This window comes from Nonomuraea fuscirosea, assembly GCF_035917475.1.
Classification (GTDB): domain Bacteria; phylum Actinomycetota; class Actinomycetes; order Streptosporangiales; family Streptosporangiaceae; genus Nonomuraea; species Nonomuraea fuscirosea.
Window position 1 is genome coordinate 524715 of sequence record NZ_CP109074.1, and the last position, 19283, is coordinate 543997.

22 protein-coding genes are annotated in these 19283 nt (G+C 72.0%); 12 read left to right on the forward strand and 10 right to left on the reverse strand.

Features of this window, described 5'->3' with window-relative positions; genetic code table 11:
- The first annotated feature begins 72 nt into the window (after window positions 1-72).
- Both OIE67_RS02435 and OIE67_RS02440 read left to right on the forward strand, forming a co-directional pair.
- Window positions 73-843: a DUF4184 family protein gene (locus OIE67_RS02435; RefSeq protein WP_326636204.1), complete on the forward strand. Its 771-nt coding sequence runs from the start codon at window positions 73-75 to the stop codon at window positions 841-843.
- Window positions 836-1645, forward strand: coding sequence for a TrmH family RNA methyltransferase (locus OIE67_RS02440; RefSeq protein WP_326636206.1), 810 nt, complete (start codon window positions 836-838; stop codon window positions 1643-1645). Before OIE67_RS02435 ends, OIE67_RS02440 begins: the two co-directional genes overlap by 8 nt.
- Window positions 1646-1691: 46 nt before the next feature.
- Here OIE67_RS02440 and OIE67_RS02445 read toward each other — a convergent pair whose 3' ends face one another.
- A complete protein-coding gene (locus OIE67_RS02445) occupies window positions 1692-2237 on the reverse strand; it encodes a helix-turn-helix domain-containing protein (RefSeq protein WP_326636208.1) in 546 nt (181 codons plus the stop codon).
- 62 nt (window positions 2238-2299) lie between these two features.
- Here OIE67_RS02445 and OIE67_RS02450 point away from each other — a divergent pair, with 62 nt between their 5' ends.
- The 3 genes from OIE67_RS02450 (at window position 2300) to OIE67_RS02460 (ending at window position 4059) form a co-directional block, all read left to right on the forward strand.
- Window positions 2300-3238 (forward strand): alpha/beta hydrolase, encoded by a 939-nt coding sequence (locus OIE67_RS02450; protein ID WP_326636210.1) that lies wholly within the window; start codon window positions 2300-2302, stop codon window positions 3236-3238.
- Between the two features lie 96 nt (window positions 3239-3334).
- The gene (locus OIE67_RS02455; protein ID WP_106249091.1) at window positions 3335-3580 is read left to right on the forward strand and encodes a DUF4235 domain-containing protein; all 246 of its coding nucleotides are present in this window, start codon (window positions 3335-3337) and stop codon (window positions 3578-3580) included.
- A 41-nt stretch (window positions 3581-3621) separates the two neighbouring features.
- Complete coding sequence (locus tag OIE67_RS02460) at window positions 3622-4059, forward strand: group II truncated hemoglobin (protein WP_326636213.1); 438 nt, start codon at window positions 3622-3624, stop codon at window positions 4057-4059.
- 6 nt (window positions 4060-4065) lie between these two features.
- Here OIE67_RS02460 and OIE67_RS02465 read toward each other — a convergent pair whose 3' ends face one another.
- A complete protein-coding gene (locus tag OIE67_RS02465; protein WP_326636215.1) occupies window positions 4066-4350 on the reverse strand; it encodes a hypothetical protein in 285 nt (94 codons plus the stop codon).
- Between the two features lie 236 nt (window positions 4351-4586).
- Here OIE67_RS02465 and OIE67_RS02470 point away from each other — a divergent pair, with 236 nt between their 5' ends.
- Window positions 4587-5180, forward strand: a complete 594-nt coding sequence (locus tag OIE67_RS02470) for a hypothetical protein (RefSeq protein WP_326636217.1) — start codon at window positions 4587-4589, stop codon at window positions 5178-5180.
- Between the two features lie 149 nt (window positions 5181-5329).
- On the opposite strand, the gene OIE67_RS02475 is transcribed toward OIE67_RS02470, so the two are convergent.
- Complete coding sequence (locus OIE67_RS02475; RefSeq protein WP_326636219.1) at window positions 5330-6100, reverse strand: D-alanyl-D-alanine carboxypeptidase family protein; 771 nt, start codon at window positions 6098-6100, stop codon at window positions 5330-5332.
- A 176-nt stretch (window positions 6101-6276) separates the two neighbouring features.
- Here OIE67_RS02475 and OIE67_RS02480 point away from each other — a divergent pair, with 176 nt between their 5' ends.
- Both OIE67_RS02480 and OIE67_RS02485 read left to right on the forward strand, forming a co-directional pair.
- Window positions 6277-6477: a YegP family protein gene (locus OIE67_RS02480; RefSeq protein ID WP_326636221.1), complete on the forward strand. Its 201-nt coding sequence runs from the start codon at window positions 6277-6279 to the stop codon at window positions 6475-6477.
- A 35-nt stretch (window positions 6478-6512) separates the two neighbouring features.
- Entirely contained in the window at window positions 6513-7211 is a 699-nt protein-coding gene (locus OIE67_RS02485; protein WP_326636223.1) for an alpha/beta fold hydrolase, read from the forward strand.
- A gap of 26 nt (window positions 7212-7237) precedes the next feature.
- Here the strand turns inward: OIE67_RS02485 and OIE67_RS02490 are convergent, their stop codons facing one another.
- Complete coding sequence (locus OIE67_RS02490; RefSeq protein ID WP_326636224.1) at window positions 7238-7765, reverse strand: DedA family protein; 528 nt, start codon at window positions 7763-7765, stop codon at window positions 7238-7240.
- Between the two features lie 167 nt (window positions 7766-7932).
- On the opposite strand from OIE67_RS02490, the gene OIE67_RS02495 reads away from it, so the two are divergent.
- Complete coding sequence (locus tag OIE67_RS02495; protein ID WP_146178505.1) at window positions 7933-8451, forward strand: hypothetical protein; 519 nt, start codon at window positions 7933-7935, stop codon at window positions 8449-8451.
- Between the two features lie 88 nt (window positions 8452-8539).
- On the opposite strand, the gene OIE67_RS02500 is transcribed toward OIE67_RS02495, so the two are convergent.
- The 3 genes from OIE67_RS02500 to OIE67_RS02510 all read right to left on the reverse strand — a co-directional run bounded on the left by OIE67_RS02500 (window position 8540) and on the right by OIE67_RS02510 (window position 13943).
- Entirely contained in the window at window positions 8540-11953 is a 3414-nt protein-coding gene (locus OIE67_RS02500; protein WP_326636225.1) for a BTAD domain-containing putative transcriptional regulator, read from the reverse strand.
- Between the two features lie 66 nt (window positions 11954-12019).
- Window positions 12020-13075 (reverse strand): lysylphosphatidylglycerol synthase domain-containing protein, encoded by a 1056-nt coding sequence (locus OIE67_RS02505; protein ID WP_326636226.1) that lies wholly within the window; start codon window positions 13073-13075, stop codon window positions 12020-12022.
- 49 nt (window positions 13076-13124) lie between these two features.
- Window positions 13125-13943: a PIG-L family deacetylase gene (locus tag OIE67_RS02510; RefSeq protein WP_326636227.1), complete on the reverse strand. Its 819-nt coding sequence runs from the start codon at window positions 13941-13943 to the stop codon at window positions 13125-13127.
- 23 nt (window positions 13944-13966) lie between these two features.
- On the opposite strand from OIE67_RS02510, the gene OIE67_RS02515 reads away from it, so the two are divergent.
- Window positions 13967-15127, forward strand: a complete 1161-nt coding sequence (locus OIE67_RS02515; RefSeq protein ID WP_326636229.1) for a glycosyltransferase family 4 protein — start codon at window positions 13967-13969, stop codon at window positions 15125-15127.
- Between the two features lie 226 nt (window positions 15128-15353).
- Here the strand turns inward: OIE67_RS02515 and OIE67_RS02520 are convergent, their stop codons facing one another.
- Window positions 15354-15728 (reverse strand): hypothetical protein, encoded by a 375-nt coding sequence (locus tag OIE67_RS02520; RefSeq protein WP_326636231.1) that lies wholly within the window; start codon window positions 15726-15728, stop codon window positions 15354-15356.
- Window positions 15729-15816: 88 nt separating this feature from the next.
- Window positions 15817-16380, reverse strand: coding sequence for a TetR-like C-terminal domain-containing protein (locus OIE67_RS02525; protein WP_326636232.1), 564 nt, complete (start codon window positions 16378-16380; stop codon window positions 15817-15819).
- A 51-nt stretch (window positions 16381-16431) separates the two neighbouring features.
- On the opposite strand from OIE67_RS02525, the gene OIE67_RS02530 reads away from it, so the two are divergent.
- On the forward strand, window positions 16432-17523 hold the full coding sequence (locus OIE67_RS02530; protein WP_326636234.1) for an FAD-dependent oxidoreductase: 1092 nt from the start codon (window positions 16432-16434) through the stop codon (window positions 17521-17523).
- Between the two features lie 62 nt (window positions 17524-17585).
- Complete coding sequence (locus OIE67_RS02535; protein WP_326636235.1) at window positions 17586-18698, forward strand: aromatic ring-hydroxylating oxygenase subunit alpha; 1113 nt, start codon at window positions 17586-17588, stop codon at window positions 18696-18698.
- On the opposite strand, the gene OIE67_RS02540 is transcribed toward OIE67_RS02535, so the two are convergent.
- Window positions 18668-19222, reverse strand: a complete 555-nt coding sequence (locus OIE67_RS02540) for a DUF1707 SHOCT-like domain-containing protein (RefSeq protein ID WP_326636237.1) — start codon at window positions 19220-19222, stop codon at window positions 18668-18670. The two genes, OIE67_RS02535 and OIE67_RS02540, sit on opposite strands and share 31 nt — an antisense overlap.
- Window positions 19223-19283: the final 61 nt, after the last annotated feature.

Below are 19283 nucleotides of genomic sequence, written 5' to 3' on the forward strand. Positions count from 1 at the left end.
TAATGAGCCTTTGATCGCCGAATGATCACCGGATGCGATGCTTTCGGTGAGTGGGAGATCCGGGGGGATTTCGTGCCGTTCACGCCCAGCCACATCGCCGCCGTCGTGCCGCTGATCGCCTCGTCCCGGCTGCGCCGGATCGTCGATCCGTGGGCGCTGGCGATGGGCGCGATGGTCCCCGACCTGCCGATCTTCCTGCCGTTCCTGCCCGACTACACGGACTGGCACTCCTGGCTCGGCGTGGTCACCATCGACCCGCTCGCGGTGCTGATCCTGCTGCCCTTCTTCCACCTCGTCCTGCGCGACCCGCTGATCTCGCTCCTCCCGCCCGCGCTGGCGGGCCGGGCCGCGCACCTGACCCCCGAGCGCCCGCGGCTGCTCCCCATGCTCGCCGGAGCCGTGGTCGGAGCCGCCACCCACGTGCTGTGGGACAGCTTCACCCACTCCACCGGCTCCGTGGAGTGGGGCGCATGGCTCTCCGTCTCCGTGTTCGGCGTGATCAGGCTCTTCCGCCTGCTGCAGTACACCTCGTCGGCGACCGGCCTGGCCCTGGTGGTGTGGTGGGCCTGGCGCGGGCTGTCCAGGATGCCCGCGGCGCCCGTACCCGACCGGCTGCGCGTCTCCGTCCGCACCCGCCTGACCGTCCTCGCGGGCTCGGCGATCGGCATCGTGGCCGGCGCCCTCCTCTGGCCCCTCGTGGACGAGCCCAACCCGAAGTTCGGCATCGCCGGCGTCATCACCAAGACGGGCGCGGGCACCGTGATCGGCCTGTGCCTGGTCCTCGTCTGCTACGCGGCCGTCTGGCAGGTCAGGCGGCGCATGGCAGTATCGGAAGGTGCTTGAGTACGTCACCGCCGCCGACGACCCGCGCCTCACCGACTACACCCGGCTGAGGGACGTGGAGCTGCGCAAGAGCCTGGAGGCCGAGCGCGGCCTGTTCCTCGCCGAGGGCGAGAAGGTGATCAGGCGGGCCATCGGCGCCGGCTACCCGATCCGCTCCGTGCTGACCACCCGCCGCTGGCTGGCGTCCCTGGAGGACGTGCTCGGCGACGCGACGGTCTACGTGGTGGACGACGCCACCATGACCGGCATCGCGGGCTTCCCGGTCCACCGCGGCGCCCTGGCGTCGATGGAACGCCTCCCGCTGCCCGCCGTGGAGACCCTGCTGGAGGGCGGCGTGCGTCGCCTGCTGGTGCTGGAGGACCTGGTCGACCACGCCAACGTGGGGGCGATCTTCAGGTGCGCCGCCGCGCTCGGGGTCGGCGGCATCGTCCTGTCGCCGCGCTGCGCGGACCCGCTCTACCGCCGGGCGGTGAAGGTCGCGATGGGCGCGGTCTTCTCGATCCCGTACGCGCGCATGGACGACTGGTTCGAAGGGCTGTCCACCCTGCGCAAGGCCGGCTTCCAGACCCTCGCCCTGACCCCCGACCAGACGGCCACCCCGCTCGACACGGTCGCTCTGTCCGAGCGGGTGGCGCTGCTGCTCGGCTCCGAGGGTGACGGCCTGTCCTCCCACTGGCTGCAGGAGGCCGACGAGGCGGTGTGCATCCCGATGAGCGGGGAGGCGATGGCGGCGGGAGTCGACTCGCTGAACGTCGTGGCGGCGGCGGCCATCGCCTGCCATGGGCTGATGCGGTCCAGCTGAGACCACTGTCTGAGACCGTCGCGTGTGGCCGGGCGGTCCCGCCCTGTCAGTCGCCGGACCCGGCGGCGGACTTGTCGGGGACCACGGTGAGGCTGACGAGGTGGCGGGTGCGGCCGTCGCCGGGTCCGTTGCCCGTGCGGCGGGTCACCACGGCCTCGATCTCCGCGGCCAGCTCGGCGCACTCCTCCTCGCTCAGCCAGACCGCGGCCTGGCGGCAGAGCAGCCCCTCACGGGCGGGGTCGGCGTCGTCGCGGGCGAGATAGCGGTCCACGTCGGCCATCAGAGCCCCGCTGAACAGGGCGAAGGCGCGCTGATAGTCGTCCTTGGTCATGCTCGAACGCTCCTCCGCGTCCAGGAGCGACCTGTCCCCGCGGACCCGGTAACCGCGTTCGACCACGCCGCGGACCCGTCTCTCGCTCACCACCTCCAGGAAACCGGCCTCGGTGAGGGCGGCCACGTGCCGGTACATGGTGGCCGGGGCGATGTCGGGCAGCCGCTCGCGCAACTGGGCCGTGGTCAGCTCGTCGGCGCCGAGCATGGTCTGCATGATGCGCAGTCGTACGGGATGGAGCAGATGATGTGCGGTTGCCATGTGCCTATGTTCTCATGTTTGATAGCATTATCGAAATCGAGAACAATCGGAAAGGCGCAGCCATGCCCGAGATCGACATGACAGTGACGGCGGACGACGGAACCTCCCTGGCCGGCACCCTGACCCTCCCCGCCGGGCCGGGCCCGTACCCCGCCGTGCTGCTGCTGCACGGCTCGGGCCCGCTCGACCGCGACGGCAACACCCGCAAGGCCGCCATGAACCTCGGCCGGCCGCTGGCGGAGGCGCTGGCGGCGGCGGGCATCGCCACGCTGCGCTACGACCGGCGCGGCACCGGCGCCACCCCCGGCGCCTGGCGCGCCGCCGGCTTCGTCGGCAACCGCCAGGACGCCGCCGCGGCCCTGCGCGCGCTGCGGGCCCACCCCGCCGTCCTGGCCGAGGCCGTCGGCGTCGTCGGCCACAGCGAGGGCGCGACCCACGCCATGGCGCTCGCCGCGCACCACGGGGCCCGCGCCGCGGTGCTGCTGGCGGGGTACGCGGGCTCGGGTGAGGACGCCCTGCGCAGGCAGGCGCGCTCGGTCGCCCAGAGCCTGCCCGCGCCCTTACGAGCGCTGCTGCCCTCCCTGGCCGGTCGCCTGATCGCCCGGATCAAGAAGACCCGCACGGACGTGGCCCGCGTCGCCGGGGCCCCGGTCAACGCCCGGTGGATGCGCGAGCTGTTCGTCCACGACAGCCGCGACGACCTCGCCGCCATCCGCGTACCCGTCCTGGCCGTCACCGGCGACAAGGACCTCCAGGTCGACCCGGACGATCTGCACGTGGTGCGCCGGCTGGTGCCGGGCCGGACGGAGGTCCACCGCGTCCCCGACCTCACCCACATCCTGCGCCGCGACCCCGGGCGGCCCACGCTCGCCTCCTACCGCCGCCTCCTGCGCGAGCCGGTCGACCCCGGCGTGCTCGCCCTCGTGGCCGGCTGGCTGGCCCGCAACCTCGACGCCGCCCCCGCCCGGCGGCCCGCCACGGAGCGGACGATCCCCTCCTGACCACCACGTACGGGAGGCCCTCAGCAGGGGCGGAAAGCGCGTTTAGAAGCGTGACACGGGGCACGGGCACACACCACATCGTCGTAAGGAGATGGGATGCAGCCCCTAGAGAAGGTCACAGCGCTGGGAATGAGCCTGGCGAGCGGAGCGCTGGCGGTCGCGCTCGCCAAGAAGGTGTGGACGCTGGCCACCGGGCAGGACGAGGCCCCCGACGCCGAGGACCTCGATCGCGGCTGGACGGAGGTCCTCGTCGCGGCGGCCGTGCAGGGTGCGATCTTCGGCCTGGTCAGGGCCGCGGTGCAACGTACGGGCGCCAGGACCTTCCAGCGTCGCGGCCGCTAGAAAGCCTGGCCCGGCCCAGGCGCGCGTGTGACCCTGGAGTCATGGAGACCCTATTCGAGCACGCGGGCGGCCAGGACAAGCTGCACGAGTTCATCGAGATCTTCTACCGCAGCCTGCTGGCCGACCCGCTGCTCCAGCCGCTCTTCGGCACGGGCAGGGCCACCCACGTCGATCATCTGACCGCCTTCACGGTGGAGACCTTCGGCGGCCCCGACACCTTCTCCGCCGAGATGGGCGGGTTCCCGCTGCTCATCCGCGCCCACCGGGGGCTGCGGATCACCGAGGAGCAGCGGCTGCGCTTCGTCGAGCTGTACATGGCGGCCGCCGACCGCGCGGGCCTGCCCGACGACGAGCCGTTCCGGGCCGCCCTGCGCTCGCACGTGGAGTTCGGCACCGAGGTGGCCAAGCAGAACTCCCACGCCGAGACCGACGATCAGCTCCATCCTCTGCGGGAGGTGCCGCTCTGGGGGTGGGAATGACGGGGGTCAGGCCTGGTCGTCGGTGAGCCAGTCGGGGTAGCTGTCGATGTCGTGGGTGACCGGCTCGGCCGCGACGGGCGCGTCGGGGGACGCGCGCCTGATGTGCCGCTCCAGGGCGGCGACCTGCGGGCCGGCCGCGATGCACGTGAGCTGCCAGGCGGTCGCCTCGCGACCGGGCGCCTCAGCGATGTCGATCGACGTCGCCAGGCCGGAGAAGAGGATGCCGTGAGCCAACTCGGCCGCCTGCTCGCGGCCTCCGATCGTGGTATGGACCTCGAAGAATTCCGCCATGAGGTCGTCCTTAATGGGGAGGTGACGGCCTCACCTTACCCGCCGAATGTGCGGTGAGCGGTCATTCGCCGGGAAAGTCCACATGGTGAGCGCGGCGGACCCGCGCCGCCTGGTCGACGTCCGTGCACTCCCCTTCCTGCGCACGGTGAAGGAGGTCGAACGGTGTCCACCGATGATGCACACTGTGAACGATCGATTACTCTATGTGATCGGTCGGCATCGTCGAGAGGGGACCCATGAACGCGGCCTGCATCCTCGCACTCGCCACGACGGCGGGCACCCCGCTCCTGGCCCCGGCACCCGCACCCGCTCCACCACCGGCCCTCGCGCAGGCAGTGGCCAGGACCCCGATGTCGGCCCCGGCGCCGGCTGCCGCGTTGACGTGTGCCGTCTCCACGCCGGCCGGGCGGCCGGTGACCTTCGCGCCCAAGGTCGGGCTGACGCCACGGCGGGTGACGGCGCGCGCCGATCTTGAGCTCACCGGCTGCTCGTCGCCCGACGGTTCGGCCGCGTACCTGCGTTCGGGCTGGGCCGTCGTGAAGGCCGAGGCGCGGGCGTCCTGCACCAGCGCCCGTCAGGTGCGCGGCCGGGCGGTGATCACCTGGTTCGGCGCCGACGGCCGTCCCGTCGGCACCTCCCGGCTGCGCGTCCGCGCCGACCGCCTCGTGGCCCAGCGCCCGGCCGACACGCTGCTGACCGGCGACGTCGCCGCGGGCCTGCTCGTGGGAGAACGCGTCCAGGGCGGCATCTCGCCCGCCACCGCCCTGCTCGACTGCGCCACCGGAGGCATGGCCGCCCTCCCGGGCGACGGCCGCATCACCTTCAGCTGATCCCCGACACCCCGGCCTCACCCCGGCCTCGACCTGGCCCCGGTCCCGGATCCCGACCTGGCCTCGGTCCCGGGCCTCACCTCGGTCCCGGGCCTCGCACCATGGCCCGGCCTCGCCGTCGGTTCACCAGGCCGGAGGCTCGTCGTCGGTCAGCCGAAGGCGATCTGTTCGGCGGCGTAGTCGAGGAGGCGTTCGGCGGTGCTGAAGCGGCGTTCGTTCTGGTCGTCGAGCAGGACGCCCACGACCTTGCGCCCGTTGCGCTCCCCGGCGAACAGCAGGCAGTGCCCCGCCGCGTTCGTGTAGCCGGTCTTCACGCCCAGCACCCCGTCCGCCCGCGACAGCAGCTTGTTGGTGTTGGTCCAGGTGTGCTTGCGGTGCACCTTCGTCTTGCTCACCTTGTGCGTCCTGCTGCTCACGACGGAGGCGAACGTGCCGTTCTCCAGTGCGTGCTGCGCCAGTTTGGCCTGGTCGAAGGCCGTCGAGTAACCGCCGTTGGCGGGAGTCGGCATGCCGTCCGCGTTCGTGTAGCGGGTGTTCGTCAGGCCGAGCGAGCGGGCGGTGCGGTTCATCTTGGCGACGAACGCCTCCTTGCCGGGGCCGTAGTGCCGGGCCAGGGCGTTGGCCGCGTCCGCCCCGGAGGGGAGCATGAGCGCGTACAGCAGGTCGTTGACCGTGAACCGCTCGCCCTTCTTCAGCCCCGCCGTGGCCGCGCCGCCACGGGCGGCGTACTTGACGTCGGTCGCGCTGATCGTGATCGTGTCGCTCAGCCGGGCCTCGCGCAGCACGACGTACGCCGTCATGACCTTGACCAGGCTGGCCACCGGGACCCGCCGCGTCTCCCGCTTGCCGAAGTGGACCGTTCCGGCGGAATCGACGACGTACGCCTCCTTGGCGCCCACCTTCGGAGCCTCCGCGGCCATGGCGGGAGCGGATACCCCCACAACCACGGCGACTACCGCAGAACTGATCAAACCCGCTATACGCATGCCCAACATGGTGACAGGAGATCGAGGCTTCGTTTGCTCAACACGGCCATGCGGCACCATCAGATGGGGGTAAATCTCTGATAGATCCGATATGGCGGGGGGAGGCCACCATGGCGGGAAGATTCATCATCAGTAGGGATGAGCAGGGCGGATACCGTTTCGCGCTGATCGCGAACAACGGGCAGACACTGGCGGTGGGGGAGGGGTTCCCGAGCAAGGTGGCATGCGTGAACGGCATAGAAACCGTCCGCAGGAACGCTCCCGGCGCCCCCATCGAGGACCCGAACGGCCAGGAGATCCAGGGCGCGTAGCGGAGTCCGGCGGGCGGCTCCGTTACGGTGCGGTCATGGGGGATTTCGTACTGGTCGCGGGCGCGCGGCTCGGGGCGTGGGCATGGGACGACGTGGTGCCGCGGCTGCGCGCGGCCGGTCATGGCGTTCATCCGCTGACACTGTCCGGCCTCGCCGACAAGCGGGGTTTGCCGGCCGGGCAGCGGACCCACGTCCAGGACATCGTGGACGAGGTCGAACGCCACGACCTGCGCGACGTCGTCCTGGTGGGTCACAGCTACTCGGGCATCCCCGTCGGCCAGGCCGCGCAGCGGATCGGTGACCGGCTCGCCCACGTGGTCTTCGTCGATGCCAGCGTCCCGGCCGACGGCGAGGCGTTCGTCTCCGCCTGGCCGGACGGCGGGGCGCGGATGAGGACCTTGATCGCCGAGAACGGAGGATTCTGGCCGGTCGCGCCCGCGGCCCACTTCGACGGCCACGGCCTCACCGATGAGCAGATCGCCCGGATAGTGGCCGCCTCGACGCCGCACCCGGGCGCCACGCTGACCGAACCCGCCGTGCTGCCCCGGCCCCTTGACGAACTCCCCGCGACGTACATCCTGTGCCGGCTCGCCGGAGCCGAGCCCAGCGGCGAGGTGGCCGAGCTGCTGGCCGGCGGGCACTGGCGGCTGGTCGAGATGGACACCGGCCACTGGCCCATGTTCTCCCAGCCGCGCGAACTGGCGCGGATCTTCCTCGAAGCGGCCGCGGACTGACTCCGGGCACCCCTGCTCCGATCGGCTCAGGAGGCGAGGGCCTGGTCCTCGGCGGCGCGGCGGCGGCGTCTGCGCCGGACCGTGAGCCAGGCCACGAGCGCGACGACCGCCACGGCCGCGATCGCGGCCGTCAGCGGGGAGCGGGCGGCCAGTTCCAGCCAGCCCCACACGAGCGCCGTGAGGCCGAACCACCAGATGGGCGCCCAGGTCAGGCAGCCCAGCGCGCTGGCGACCACGTACCAGGGATAGGAGACGCGCAGCGCCCCCGCCACCCAGGGCAGCGTGTGGCGCAGCATGGGCACCCAGAAGCAGCCGTAGACGGCCAGCGCGCCCCAGCGCTCGACGACGCGCTCGATCTTGGCGATGCGGTCGCGGCCGAGCCTGACGCCGACGCGCGAGTCGTAGAGCTTCTCGCCCAGCCGGCGGCCGACCCAGTAGTAGACCTGGAAGGCGCCGAAGAGGGCCAGGATCAGGATCGCGCCCACGAGCCAGTAGGGCATCCCCAGGAAGAACGGCTCCGTCGGAGCGGGGACGGCGATCCTCGCGCGCCACATGGCCGGCCCACCACCCCTCCACGATCCTTAGGTCAGGCTTACCTTATTTCAGCGGCGATCGCGGTGCCACACCGGGTTGCAAGCCTCCCGCAAAGGGTGCAACCGGCCGACAACCAGCACTCAACCACCCGGCCCCACTCTAAGGGTGAGCAAAAGGGGTGTTGACGATGCCGACCAGAAGCGCAGCCGTCCTGGCCAGTGGAACCACGAACGCCGCCAAGCTGTTCATCGCGGCCCTCGCCTTCACCAGCGCGTACGTCGGCTTCTCCGCCTACAGCAGCGCCGGCTCCGCGGCCGTGCCGGCCGGCCCGGTCACCACGGTCACACTGGCGGCCCGCGAGGTGCCCGTCACCGAGGACATCACCACCGCCGCCGTGGCGGGCAAGGTCACCGTGAACGTCCTGGCCGACGGTCAGGCCGGCTGCGTCAAGTCGTACGTGGCCCGCAGCCTGCTCATCAACCCCGACCCCGACCAGGGCGTCACCTACCGCTGGCGGCTGACCCGCTGGAGCCCGGCCACCAAGACCTGGCGCACCTACCTGTCCGACCACGACGGCACCGCCGCGGCCGAGCAGACCGTCCAGTGGCGGCCCCGGGTCACCGGCAACCCGGGCTGGTACCGCGTCGAGCTGAAGGTCCAGGGCGCCGACCCGATCAACAGCGACCGCTTCCAGGTCACCTGCTGACCGACCGCCCGGCCCGGGCCCCGGAGGAGCTCCGAGCCGTCCGCCCGGCTTCGTTCCCGCGTGATCTCCTGACCCGCCGCCCGGCCGGTCAGGAGCGGCCGTTGCCGAGGGAGCTGCTGACCGACTGCCTGGCCGCCTCCACCCAGCGCGGCACGCCGATCCGCTCCGCCACCTCCAGCGCCTTCTCGTAGTGCTCGCGCGCCGCGTCCGGCTGGCCCAGCCGGATGGCCAGGTCGCCGAGGGTCAGCGCCACCGGCCACAGCGCCACCACGCCGGTGCCCGCGCCCGCCACCCGGTCGGCGAACGGCTTGAGCTTGTCGTAGCAGTCGACCATGCGCTCGCGGTCGTCGAGCAGCATGCCGGCCAGCGCCCGCCAGGTCATGGCCAGCTCGTAGAGGAAGTCGGGCCGCACCGGCGGCCTGGTCGCGGCCACCGCCTTGGCGTCGTTGACGTGACCGGCCGAGGCCAGCGCCAGGGCGTAGGCGTCGAGGGTCCACTTGGCGCCCTGCTGGTGCTTCTCGGCCAGCCGGTCGACCGTCTCGGCCGCTCGCCCGGCCACCAGGTGCAGGCAGAACGTGGTGATCAGCGGCAGGTCCTGGCGGCCCTCCAGCATGCCCGCCCGCGCGGTCATCCTGGCCGCCTCGCGGTAGGCCCGCTCGGCGCCCTCGTAGTCGCCGCTGATCATGAGCCGCTGCCCGGTGTACCAGACGACCACCGCGGCGGGCGCGGACAGGTCGTACTGCCTGGCCAGGCGGTCGGCCGCGGCCGCGTGCTCGTCGGCCACGGCGAACTCGCCGCGGGCCGCCGCGCACTCCAGCAGCACCAGGTGGGCCAGCGCCTGCGTGGCCATCTGCCCGGAGCGCTGGGCCACCTCCAGCAGCTCCCTGCCGATGCTCTCCCGCGTGTCGACGGCCGGGATGTCGTACGACTGCCGCAGCCGCCCGCTCAGCGCCGCCGCGATGAGCGTGGGGTCGCCGCTCTGCCGGGCCAGCTCCAGCGCCTCCAGCGACGCCTGGCGGCCCCGCTCGGGCGAGGAGGAGCCTTCGAGCTCCAGCGCCAGCGTGGTCAGCAGGCTCGCCCGCAGCCGCTGCTCACCCTCGGGCAGCTCCATGAGCGCCTTCTCGGTGACGTCCACGATCTCCCACGCGGTACGGGTGAAGTCGCGCGCCATGCCCTTGTGCGGCACGGCCAGCGACGCCGCCACCTTCGCGGTGATCTCCAGGTCGCCCAGCGGCAGCGCGGCATCCATGGCCTGACGGCGCAGCAGCCGGGCCCCGGTCATGTCGCCGCACAGGGCCAGCGCCCTGATCTGGCGCAGCATGAGCCGCAGCCGCTCCTTGGCCCGCTCGGGACGCTGCTCGCCGCTCTGCTCGTCCGTCCTGGACTCGTCGCCGCGCGAGCGGTCGAACGCGGCGATGGCCTGCTCCCACAGCGTGGCCGCCTCGCGGTGGGCGAAGCGCCGCTCGGCCTGCTCGGCGGCCAGCCCCGCGTAGTGCACGGCCTTGCCGGCCGTGTCGGCCAGGAAGTAGTGATGGGCCAGCGCCGCCACGTCGGACGGCGTGCGCTGCTCGATGACCGCCCCCACCTCGGCGTGCAGCCTGGTGCGGCGCAGCCGGGAGGCGTCGGAGTAGATCGTGTCGCGGACGAGGTCGTGGTCGAAGCGCAGCAGCCCCGGGCCCGGCTCGGTCACCAGCCCGGCCAGCAGCGCCGCCTCGACCGCCTCGATCACCGAGTCCTCGTCGACCGCCACGGCCACCAGCACGTCGAGGTCGACGTCACGGCCGATCACCGCCGCCTGCAGCAGGATCTGCTGGGCGCCGGCGGGGAGCCGTGAGATGCGCCGCCGCAGCACGTCGCGCACGCCCGAGGGCACCTGCGACAGCACCTCGGTGGCGCTGGCCCGGTCGGCCGCGCCCTCGGAGTCGAGCAGGCGCACGGTCTCGCGGACGAAGAACGGGTTGCCGCCGGTGCGCTCGACGATCGACTCGACCGCGTCCTCGTCGATCTCGCGGACGCAGGTGGCCTTGACCAGTTCGGCCACGGCCTTCGGATCGAGCCCCGACAGGCCCACCCGGAGGGGGCTGAGCCGGGCCAGGGCGGCCAGCACGTCGGACTGGCGGTCGTCGAGCTCGCTCTCCCTGCACGTCACCACGAGCAGCACCCGGCTGGTGGCCAGCAGGCTCGGCAGCGCGCGCAGCAGGGCCAGTGTCTGGTCGTCGGCCCAGTGGAGGTCTTCGAGCGTCAGCAGCACGGGCCCGCGCCGCGCCACCCCGGCCAGGTAGCCGCCGACCGCGCGGTGCAGCCGGAACCCGCCGGACACCTCGTCCTCGTCGGGGTCGGGCGCGGCGTCGTCGAGCAGCGGGGCGAGCAACTGGGTGTATTCGCCCGCGCCCGTCATGCCGATGAGCGTGCGCAGGATCTCCACCCAGGCCCAGCCGGGCGGCGTGGCGCTGGAGTCGGGGCAGGCGCCGGACGCGGTGATCCAGCCGTCGCCGCCGAGCCTGCTCTCCAGCTGGCGCAGCAGCGTGGTCTTGCCCGCGCCGGCGACCCCGGTCACGATCGCGACCTGGAATCTGCCCGTACGGGAGGCGGCGGTGGTCAGCCTGGCCAGCTCGGCGTCCCGGCCGACGAACGGCTCGGGCTCCAGCGGCGGCGGCTCGACCGGCGCGGCCGGGCGGGGCGGCCAGGTGTCGGTGACCGGCGCGGCCGGCCTGGCCGGCCGCGCGGACGGAGCCAGCTCCAGCTCCGGCGCCTGGGCCAGGATGTCGGACTCCAGCTTGCGCAGCGCGGGGCCGGGATCGATGCCGAGCTCGTCGGCCAGGATGTTCCTGGCCCGGCGCAGCGCGGCCAGCGCGTCGCCCTGACGGCCGCAGCGGTAGAGGCCGAGGGCCAGCAGCCGCCAGCCCTCCTCGCGCAGCGGATGCTCGGTGGTCAGCGCCTCCAGGTCGGGCACGGTCTCGGCGTGCAGGCCGAGCCGCAGGCCGGTGTCGGCGTGCCGCTCGCGCGCGACCAGCCGCAGCTCGGTCAGCCGGTTGACCTCGGCCTCCGCCCACGCCTGGTCGGCGAAGTCGGAGTAGGGGGTGCCGCGCCACAGGCCCAGCGCCTTCTCCAGGCGGCCTCTGGCGGACTGCGGATCGCTCTCCTCGAGGTGCTCGCCGGCGGCCCGGACGAGCTGCTCGAACCTGAGCGCGTCGACCTGTTCGGAGGCCACGCGCAGGGCGTAGCCGGACGCGACCGTCACCAGCAGGCGGTTGGGCCCTCCGCGCGGGCGGCCGGGCTCGAGCACCCGGCGCAGGCGGGAGATGTAGACCTGCAGACCCGACTGCGCGCCCTTGGCCGCGTCGTCGTCCCACAGATCGTAGAGAAGCGTGTCAACGGGCACGACCTGACCTCGGGCCACGAGAAGCCGGGCGAGGACGGCCCGCTGCCGCAACCCGCCGAGGTCGAGTTCGTCGTCGTGTTCGTACGCCTCGACTGGCCCCAGAACTCGGAACGCCACCATGTCAGCCGCCACGCTATGCGGGCCTACGAATCACGCACAAGGTCTTTGAGGGGTTTGGGATTGTCACTAGGTGGCCTTCGAGATCGCGGACGGGGGCTCCGCGCCGGCGTTCCGGCCGTTGCGCCTGCGCAGGAGCGCCCATGCGCCCAGTGCCAGGCCGCCGAACGGGATCTCGATAGTGTAAGTCCAGAAGCCGAAAAGCAGTGCGGTGGCGATGGCGGGAGTCGACTCGACGCCGAAGGCGATCAGCAGCGCGGCCACCCCGCTCTCCATGATCCCGGCGCCGCTGGGAGTGATCAAAGCGCTGGTCAGGACCCTCGACAGGGCGAAGACGGCGATCGATTCGGCCGGGCCGGGCCAGGCGCCGGTGGCCTGCATGCAGACGGCCATGATCGCCCACTGGAAGCCGAGGAAGAACACCATGCCGAGCGACAGGCCCCGCCATCTGGTCCGCACGACGCCCGCGGTGTCGGCGCGCAGCCGGTGGAAGGCCCCTGAGGCGTCGGCCTTGAGCCGGAGCAGCCGGGTGAGGCCGTCGAGGGCCCGGCCGAGCAGGTCGGCGGCGCGCTGCCAGTAGAGGGCGGCGGCCACGATCGCGCAGAGCACGAGGATGGACACCGCGCCGGTCCAGCCCGCGTTGGCCACGGTCGGGTTGGCCGCCTTGCCCGCCATCAGCAGCGCGATGATGCCGACGGCCGGCAGGATGAACCTGAACAACGTGTTCCAGATGCCGCTGACCAGCGTCATGACCACGATCGCCCGGTTGCCGAAGCCCCAGCCCCTCGTCATCGCGAACGACACCGCGACCCCCACCGCGCCGCCGAACGGCAGCAGGTTGCTCACCGCGCTGCCCGCCGCGTTGAGCGTGAGCCCCTGCAGGTTGTTGAGGCCGGGCAGGGAGTTGGTCAGCACGAACGTGTAGGCCAGCAGGCTCAGCAGCCAGACCGCGGCCATCAGCGCGACCTCGCCCCCGCCGAGCGCGGCGAAGACGGCTCCGACCTGCGCCCAGGACACGTCCTTGCCGGTCAGGGCGCGCACGATCTGGGGCAGGTAGACCATGAGCAGCACGGCCAGGCCGAGCGAGGCCGCCGACAGGAGGATCTGGAGCCATCTGTTCTTCATCGGGGTCCAGTCTGCCGGGTCGCGAGCGCCCGCACGTCAACCCTGGGAACTACTTCGGCCACCGGTCGAACGGATGAGTGAGCCGGGCGCCCGGGGGCAGGTCGCGGCGGACGTACCACTCGGTGCCGAAGACGAAGCGGTAGATCGGGCGGGGGACCTTGAGCATCACGGCGAGCGTGCGGTCGCTGTCGCCGCCGCTGGCCTGGGAGGCGTGCGCGGCCATGGACGCCCGCTTCTGTTTCGCATATCTCCGGACATTGACCCGATGGGTGATCGTCTCACCCGGCGAGTACGCGACCTCGAACGTCCGTACGTCGAACTCCGGCGGGAACCGGTAGAACCGTCCCGCCAGTTTCAGCAGCCGGACCAGCGGATCGCGGTTGACCGTCGCCTCCAGGACGATCTCCGTGCCGGCGATCTCGGCCGCCCGCTTTCCCACCCGGTGCACCTGCACGTGGTCGGGATGGCCGTAACCGCCCGCCGGATCGTAGATCGCGAGCAGGTCGGCCCGCTCCTCGTGCAGGATCGCCGCCAGCGCCTTGGCGGCCGCCTCGGTGTCGGCGTCGATGAAGGCGTTGTCGGGCCGCTCGTCGGCGACCCCGCCCTTGGGGCTGAGCCCCGAGTCGCCGTAGCCGAGACACTCGACGCGGGCGCAGCCGAGCAGCGCGGCCGACTCGTACAGCTCCTTGAGCCTGGTCTCGCCCAATTCGTCGCCCGGATCCATCTCGGCCAGGCCGCGCTCGCCGGCCGTGGCCACCACGAGCACGACCCGATGCCCCTCGGCCGCGAGCATCGCCATGGTGCCCGCCGTCAGCAGGGCCTCGTCGTCGGGATGAGCATGGAAGAACACAGCGGTACGTGGAGGCACACGCCCAGATTAGTGTGGGAGGCGTGCGGATCTTTCACGTGAGCGACTGTTACCTGCCGCGACTCGGGGGGATCGAGGTCCAGGTGGCCGATCTCGTACGAATGCAGCGGGAGGCCGGGCACGACGTCTCGGTGGCCACGGCGACCAGGGGAGAGCCGCTGCCCGGCGTGCGCAGGATCGTCGCGCGGATGCCGTTCGACCTGCCCGTGCACCCCTTCGGAGTGGGGCATCTCACCCGCTGGATCACCTCGGGGCGTCCCGAGGTGGTGCACGTGCACACCGGCGCGGTCTCGCCGTTCGCGTGGATGGGCGTGCGCGCGGCCTTCCGCGCGGGCGTGCCGTGCGTGGTGACCGTGCACAGCATGTGGGACCCGGTGACGCGGCTGCTCTACCGGCTGCTGCGGCTGGCCTTCGGCTGGCAGCGGTGGCGGCTGGTGGCCACCACGGTGAGCAACGCGGCCGCGGCCCCGATCCGCGCCGTCGCGGGCCCCGAGGTGCCGGTGCGGGTGGTCTCCAACGGCCTCGACCTGTCGGGCTGGGCTCCGGCCTCCGGCGCGTGGGACGGCGGGGCTCAGGGCGGGCAGGAGGGCGAGGCGCCGCTTCCCGGCGCGCGCGAGGTGCACATCGTCGCGGTGGGGCGGCTGGCTCCGCGCAAGCAGCCCGTACGCCTGCTGAAGCTCCTCCAGGCGGCCCGTGCCCGCGTGCCGGGCGGGATCCCGATGCGGGCCACGATCGTCGGCGACGGGCCGGCCCGCGGCCAGATGGAGCGCTTCCTGGCCCGCCACGGCATGTCCGGCTGGGTCTCGCTGCCGGGCCGCTACACCCGCGAGCAGATCGCCAAGCTGCTGGGCTCGGCCGACGTGTTCGTCGCGCCCGCGCCGCGCGAGTCGTTCGGCATCGCGGCGCTCGAAGCGCGGGCCGCGGGCGTCCCCGTGGTGGCCAGGGCGCAGAGCGGGGTGGCCGACTTCGTCAAGGACGGCACCGAGGGGCTGCTCGGCCGCACGCTCGGGGACCTGGCGCGGGCGGTGGCGCGGCTCTGCGCGGACGGGGGCCTGCGCGCGTCGATCGCCGCGCACAACAGGAGCACACCCCCGGCCGCGGGCTCGTGGCCGGCCGTGCTGGCGGGGTTCGACGCGGCGTACGAGAAGGCGCGCGGCGAGCCCCCGCACCACGACCAGGCGTAGACCCCCGGGCATGGAGAAGGCCACCGGTGCGAGGAGCGCGATGGCGCTCACTCGCACGCGGTGGCCCTGGGTCCGTGGGCGGGAGACTCCCGGCGCTCACCCCCCGTGCGCGCCACAGAACCTCACCCCCGCCACGGCCGGCGCCATCGTGGCGACGGCGCCGGATCCGACGCGGCCGCCGCCGCGGTCCTGCCCCCCACAGGCCGTGACGGCGACCGCGAGCCCACTAGGAGCAGGCCGCGGTGATCTTGCTGGTGAAGCCGTTGACCTTGCCGCTGAACTCGGTGATGCTGTTCAGGTCACCGCCCTTGATGGAGCCGAAGCCGTCCGCGAGGTCGTTGAGCGCGGCGGCGACTTCGCCGTCGTACTTGCCGGCGAGCTCCTTGGTCTTCGTCTCCGCGGTCTTCGAGGCGGCCTCGACGGCGTCCCCGTTGGCGGCGTCCTTGGTGACCGTGGAGCTCCACTCGGTAGCGATCTTGGCGGCGTCGTTGGCGGCGGTGTTGCAGTCAACGGCCTGGCCGAGCGCGCCACAGGCGGTGGTGAGCACGGCAAGAGTCAGCGTCGCGCCCGCGACGGCGAGGCGACGACGAGGGGGTGTCATTTTGGTGCCCTTCGTAGGTTTAGCGAACGAAGGGAACATTATGGTTCCTCCCTTGACGGTCGCTTGCACCCCACTAACACCACGGGCATCAACTCAGCGTAAAGCCGTGCAGCAGGACCTGCACGATCTCCTCCGGTTCAGGCAGCGGAAGATCCAGGAGCCCCCGGTAGGACACGAAGCCCGAGAACAGGTCCGTGAGCATCCACAGGTCCGCGTTCGGCGGGAGCTCGCCGCGTTCGATGGCGCGCTCGTACACGACCCATGAGCGCTCCATCCGGGTGCGCATGCTCGTGCGGATGAGCTCGGCGACCGCGGGGTCCCGGCCGGCCTCGCCGTACACCTGCCTGGCCGTGCGTGACAGACCGGGCATCCGCCACAGGGCGAGCGTGTCGGAGATGACCACCCGCAGGTCGCCCTCCAGTGAGCCGGTGTCGGGGATGGCGACGTGCGTGTTCATCAGGCCCGCGATGGCTTCGAGCAGCATGTCGCGTTTGGTGGCGTAGCGGCGGAACACGCTCGCCCGGCCCACGCCTGCCGCCGCCGCGACGTCGTCCATGGTGAAGTCGAGGCCGTGGGTCAGCACGAGCCCGGACGCGGCCTGCCTGATCCGGGTGTCGACCGTGGGGTCGGGCTTGCGGCCGCGCGCAGACATTGTGATACTCCTAGTATCTGATATTGAGAGTCTCGTTAATCAGGGGTCGTTATGAGGGTAATCATCATCGGCGCGGGCGTCGCGGGGCTCGCCCTGGCGCGTGGCCTGCTGAACGCGGGACACGAGGCCGAGGTGTACGAGGAGGCCCCCGAGCCGCGTACGGCCGGCGGCTCCGTCACCCTCTGGCCCGGCAGCACGGCCATCCTGGAGCAGCTCAAGGTCGACTGCTCGGGCGTGGGCCGCCGCCTGGAGACCCTGGAGTCGTGGGCCACGGACGGCAGGCGGCTGCTCACCCTCGACCTCACCGTGGCCGAGCGCCGCTACGGCCACCCCGTCGTGCACGTGGCCCGCAACGAGCTGGTCGAGCTGCTCGCCGACGGCGTCCCGGTGACCTACGGGGCGCGGGCCGAGCACGTGACGCCCGAGCGGGCCGAGGCGCGCCTGTCCGACGGCCGCACGGTGCGCGGCGACGTGCTCGTGGGCGCCGACGGCCGCCGTTCCGTGGTGCGCGCCGCGCTGTGGGGGGAGGACTCCGCCACGCTGAGCCCGTTCGTCACCTGGCAGGGGTTCACCACCATGCCCACCGCGCTCACCGGGCAGCGCAGGGCCGTGATGATCGCCGGCGGCGCGGGGTTGTGCGGGCTGATCCCGGCCGGAAGGGGGCGGCTGCTGTGGTGGTTCGACGTGCGGTCGGCGCCGGGAAAGCCGTTCTGGGCCGACGACCCCGACATCGTGGAACGGCTGCGCGAACGTTTCCGCGACTGGGCCGAGCCGGTGCCCGTCATCCTCGCCACGCTGACGGACGTCGACTTCTTCCCCCACCACCGGCAGCCGATCCGCGACGTCTGGGGCAGAGGCCCGACGACCCTGGCGGGTGATTCCGCCCACACCATGCCCCCGACCATGGCCCAGGGAGCCAACCAGGCCCTGGAGGACGCGTGGTCGCTCAGCGGGTCGATCGGGGACCTGCGGGCGTACGAGAAGGCCAGGTCGAAGGTGGTGCGCAGGCCCGCCAGGCTGGCCGGGACCGAGCTCACCGACATGCAGCGGCCGTTCGCCGGACTGCTGCCGGACGGGCCCATGAGCAAGGTGTACGCGAGGCTGCTGCGCCGCTACAGCAACTACCTCTTGACAGCCCCCTGAGGCCGCCCGACTATGACGCATATAGAGCAACTCGGTGCGTAATACGCAACTAGGGGTGTCGGTTGACCACCACGTCGAGCTTGATCTCCACGCTGCCAGGGCGCTCCTACACCGACCCCGCGATCTTCGCGGACGAGCAGGCCAGGATCTTCGAAGATCTCTGGTTCTGCGCGGTCAGGGCCGACGACCTGCCGAAGCCGGGGGCGTTCAGGACCGTACAGGTCGGCAGGGAGAACGTGATCGTGGTGCGTGGGCGCGACCAGCGCTTACGTGCCTTCCTCAACATCTGCCGGCACCGCGGCGCGCGCTTGTGCGCCGAGGAGGCGGGCGAGGTCAGAAGGACGATCAGGTGCGCCTACCACGCCTGGTCCTACGACCTCGACGGCCGCCTGGCCGCCGCGCCCAACCTGGCCAAGATGCCCGACATCGACCGCGTCCAGTACGGCCTGTCACCCGTCCACCTGCGCGAATGGCTCGGGTACGCGTGGGTCTGCCTGGCCGCCGAGCCGCCCTCGTTCGAGGACGACGTCATGTACGCCGCCACCGAACGCCTCGGCGACCCCGCCGCCATCGAGCGCTACCACGTGGAGCAGCTCGCGCTCGGCCGCCGCATCGTCTACGACGTCAAGGCCAACTGGAAGCTCATCGTCGAGAACTTCATGGAGTGCTACCACTGCGCCACCATCCACCCCGAGCTGACCGCCGTGCTCCCCGAGTTCGCCGGCGGCTTCGCGGCGCAGTACTACGTCGGCCACGGCGCGGAGTTCGCCGCGCGGGCCGAGGGGTTCACCGTGGACGGCAGCCCCGGGTTCGGCAAGCTGCCCGACGTCGCCGCCGAGCAGGACCGGCGCTACTACGCGATCACCGTCAAGCCCCAGGTGTTCGTCAACCTGGTGCCCGACCACGTGATCCTGCATCGCATGATCCCCATGGCCGTGGACAGGACCGTGGTGGAGTGCGACTGGCTCTACCACCCGGACGTGATCGCCTCGGGGGCGGACCTGTCGCTCTCGGTCGAGCTGTTCCACCGGGTCAACGCGCAGGACTTCGACGCCTGTGAACGCACCCAGCCGGGCATGTCGTCACGGGCGTACCGGGAGGGCGGGGTGCTCGTGCCCAGCGAGCACCACATCTCGCTCTTCCATCAATGGGTGAACCAGCGTCTGCGCGGATAGCGCACCGTGAGACTGCCGTATTTCGCCCGCCCGGTGATCACCACCCGCAGGGCGCCGGGCCGTGGCCTGCTCGGCAGGTCGGAGGTGTTGACGCTGCCCCACTCGCTCCTGAAGCCGTCGACGTCCACCACGCCGCCCTCCGGCACGATGATCTTGCCGGAGCCGTAGGTGAGGTCGATCTCGATCTCCACGACGGAATGGGCGATGACCGCCTCGGACAGGTCGAGGTCGATGCCGCCGTACTTGGACGACACCCGTAGCCGGCGTGGGACGTTCCAGTCGCCGGAACGCTTGAGATTGCCGGTCTTCGACTCCAGCTCGACCACGTCGCCGGCCGCGGGCTGCTCGCTGGGCAGATCGTCGATCAGGCCCAGCAAGTCCGCGTACGTCTTCGCCGACAGCGCGATCTCCAGCCGGTCCTCGAGCTCGATCTGGTTGAGGCGGCCTTCGGTGAACGCGCGCTGCAGCTGCTGTGCGGTGCGCTCCCGGTCCTCGTCGGACACTCTCATCTGCAATTCCGACATGTCCCGAGCATAAGGTCGTGCGGCTCAGAACGGGAGCCGTCGGCCTGAAGGAGTGCGGAGA

Bases quoted from the DNA above. Each gene is read 5' to 3' on its own strand.
- OIE67_RS02480 (WP_326636221.1), top strand. From the start codon at position 6,277: ATGGCGGGAAGATTCATCATCAGTAGGGATGAGCAGGGCGGATACCGT.
- OIE67_RS02495 (WP_146178505.1), top strand. From the start codon at position 7,933: ATGCCGACCAGAAGCGCAGCCGTCCTGGCCAGTGGAACCACGAACGCC.
- OIE67_RS02460 (WP_326636213.1), top strand. From the start codon at position 3,622: ATGGAGACCCTATTCGAGCACGCGGGCGGCCAGGACAAGCTGCACGAG.
- OIE67_RS02500 (WP_326636225.1), bottom strand. From the start codon at position 11,953: ATGGTGGCGTTCCGAGTTCTGGGGCCAGTCGAGGCGTACGAACACGAC.
- OIE67_RS02520 (WP_326636231.1), bottom strand. From the start codon at position 15,728: ATGACACCCCCTCGTCGTCGCCTCGCCGTCGCGGGCGCGACGCTGACT.
- OIE67_RS02530 (WP_326636234.1), top strand. From the start codon at position 16,432: ATGAGGGTAATCATCATCGGCGCGGGCGTCGCGGGGCTCGCCCTGGCG.
- OIE67_RS02485 (WP_326636223.1), top strand. From the start codon at position 6,513: ATGGGGGATTTCGTACTGGTCGCGGGCGCGCGGCTCGGGGCGTGGGCA.
- OIE67_RS02490 (WP_326636224.1), bottom strand. From the start codon at position 7,765: ATGTGGCGCGCGAGGATCGCCGTCCCCGCTCCGACGGAGCCGTTCTTC.
- OIE67_RS02470 (WP_326636217.1), top strand. From the start codon at position 4,587: ATGAACGCGGCCTGCATCCTCGCACTCGCCACGACGGCGGGCACCCCG.
- OIE67_RS02450 (WP_326636210.1), top strand. From the start codon at position 2,300: ATGCCCGAGATCGACATGACAGTGACGGCGGACGACGGAACCTCCCTG.
- OIE67_RS02445 (WP_326636208.1), bottom strand. From the start codon at position 2,237: ATGGCAACCGCACATCATCTGCTCCATCCCGTACGACTGCGCATCATG.
- OIE67_RS02465 (WP_326636215.1), bottom strand. From the start codon at position 4,350: ATGGCGGAATTCTTCGAGGTCCATACCACGATCGGAGGCCGCGAGCAG.
- OIE67_RS02525 (WP_326636232.1), bottom strand. From the start codon at position 16,380: ATGTCTGCGCGCGGCCGCAAGCCCGACCCCACGGTCGACACCCGGATC.
- OIE67_RS02455 (WP_106249091.1), top strand. From the start codon at position 3,335: ATGCAGCCCCTAGAGAAGGTCACAGCGCTGGGAATGAGCCTGGCGAGC.
- OIE67_RS02505 (WP_326636226.1), bottom strand. From the start codon at position 13,075: ATGAAGAACAGATGGCTCCAGATCCTCCTGTCGGCGGCCTCGCTCGGC.
- OIE67_RS02475 (WP_326636219.1), bottom strand. From the start codon at position 6,100: ATGGCCGCGGAGGCTCCGAAGGTGGGCGCCAAGGAGGCGTACGTCGTC.
- OIE67_RS02540 (WP_326636237.1), bottom strand. From the start codon at position 19,222: ATGTCGGAATTGCAGATGAGAGTGTCCGACGAGGACCGGGAGCGCACC.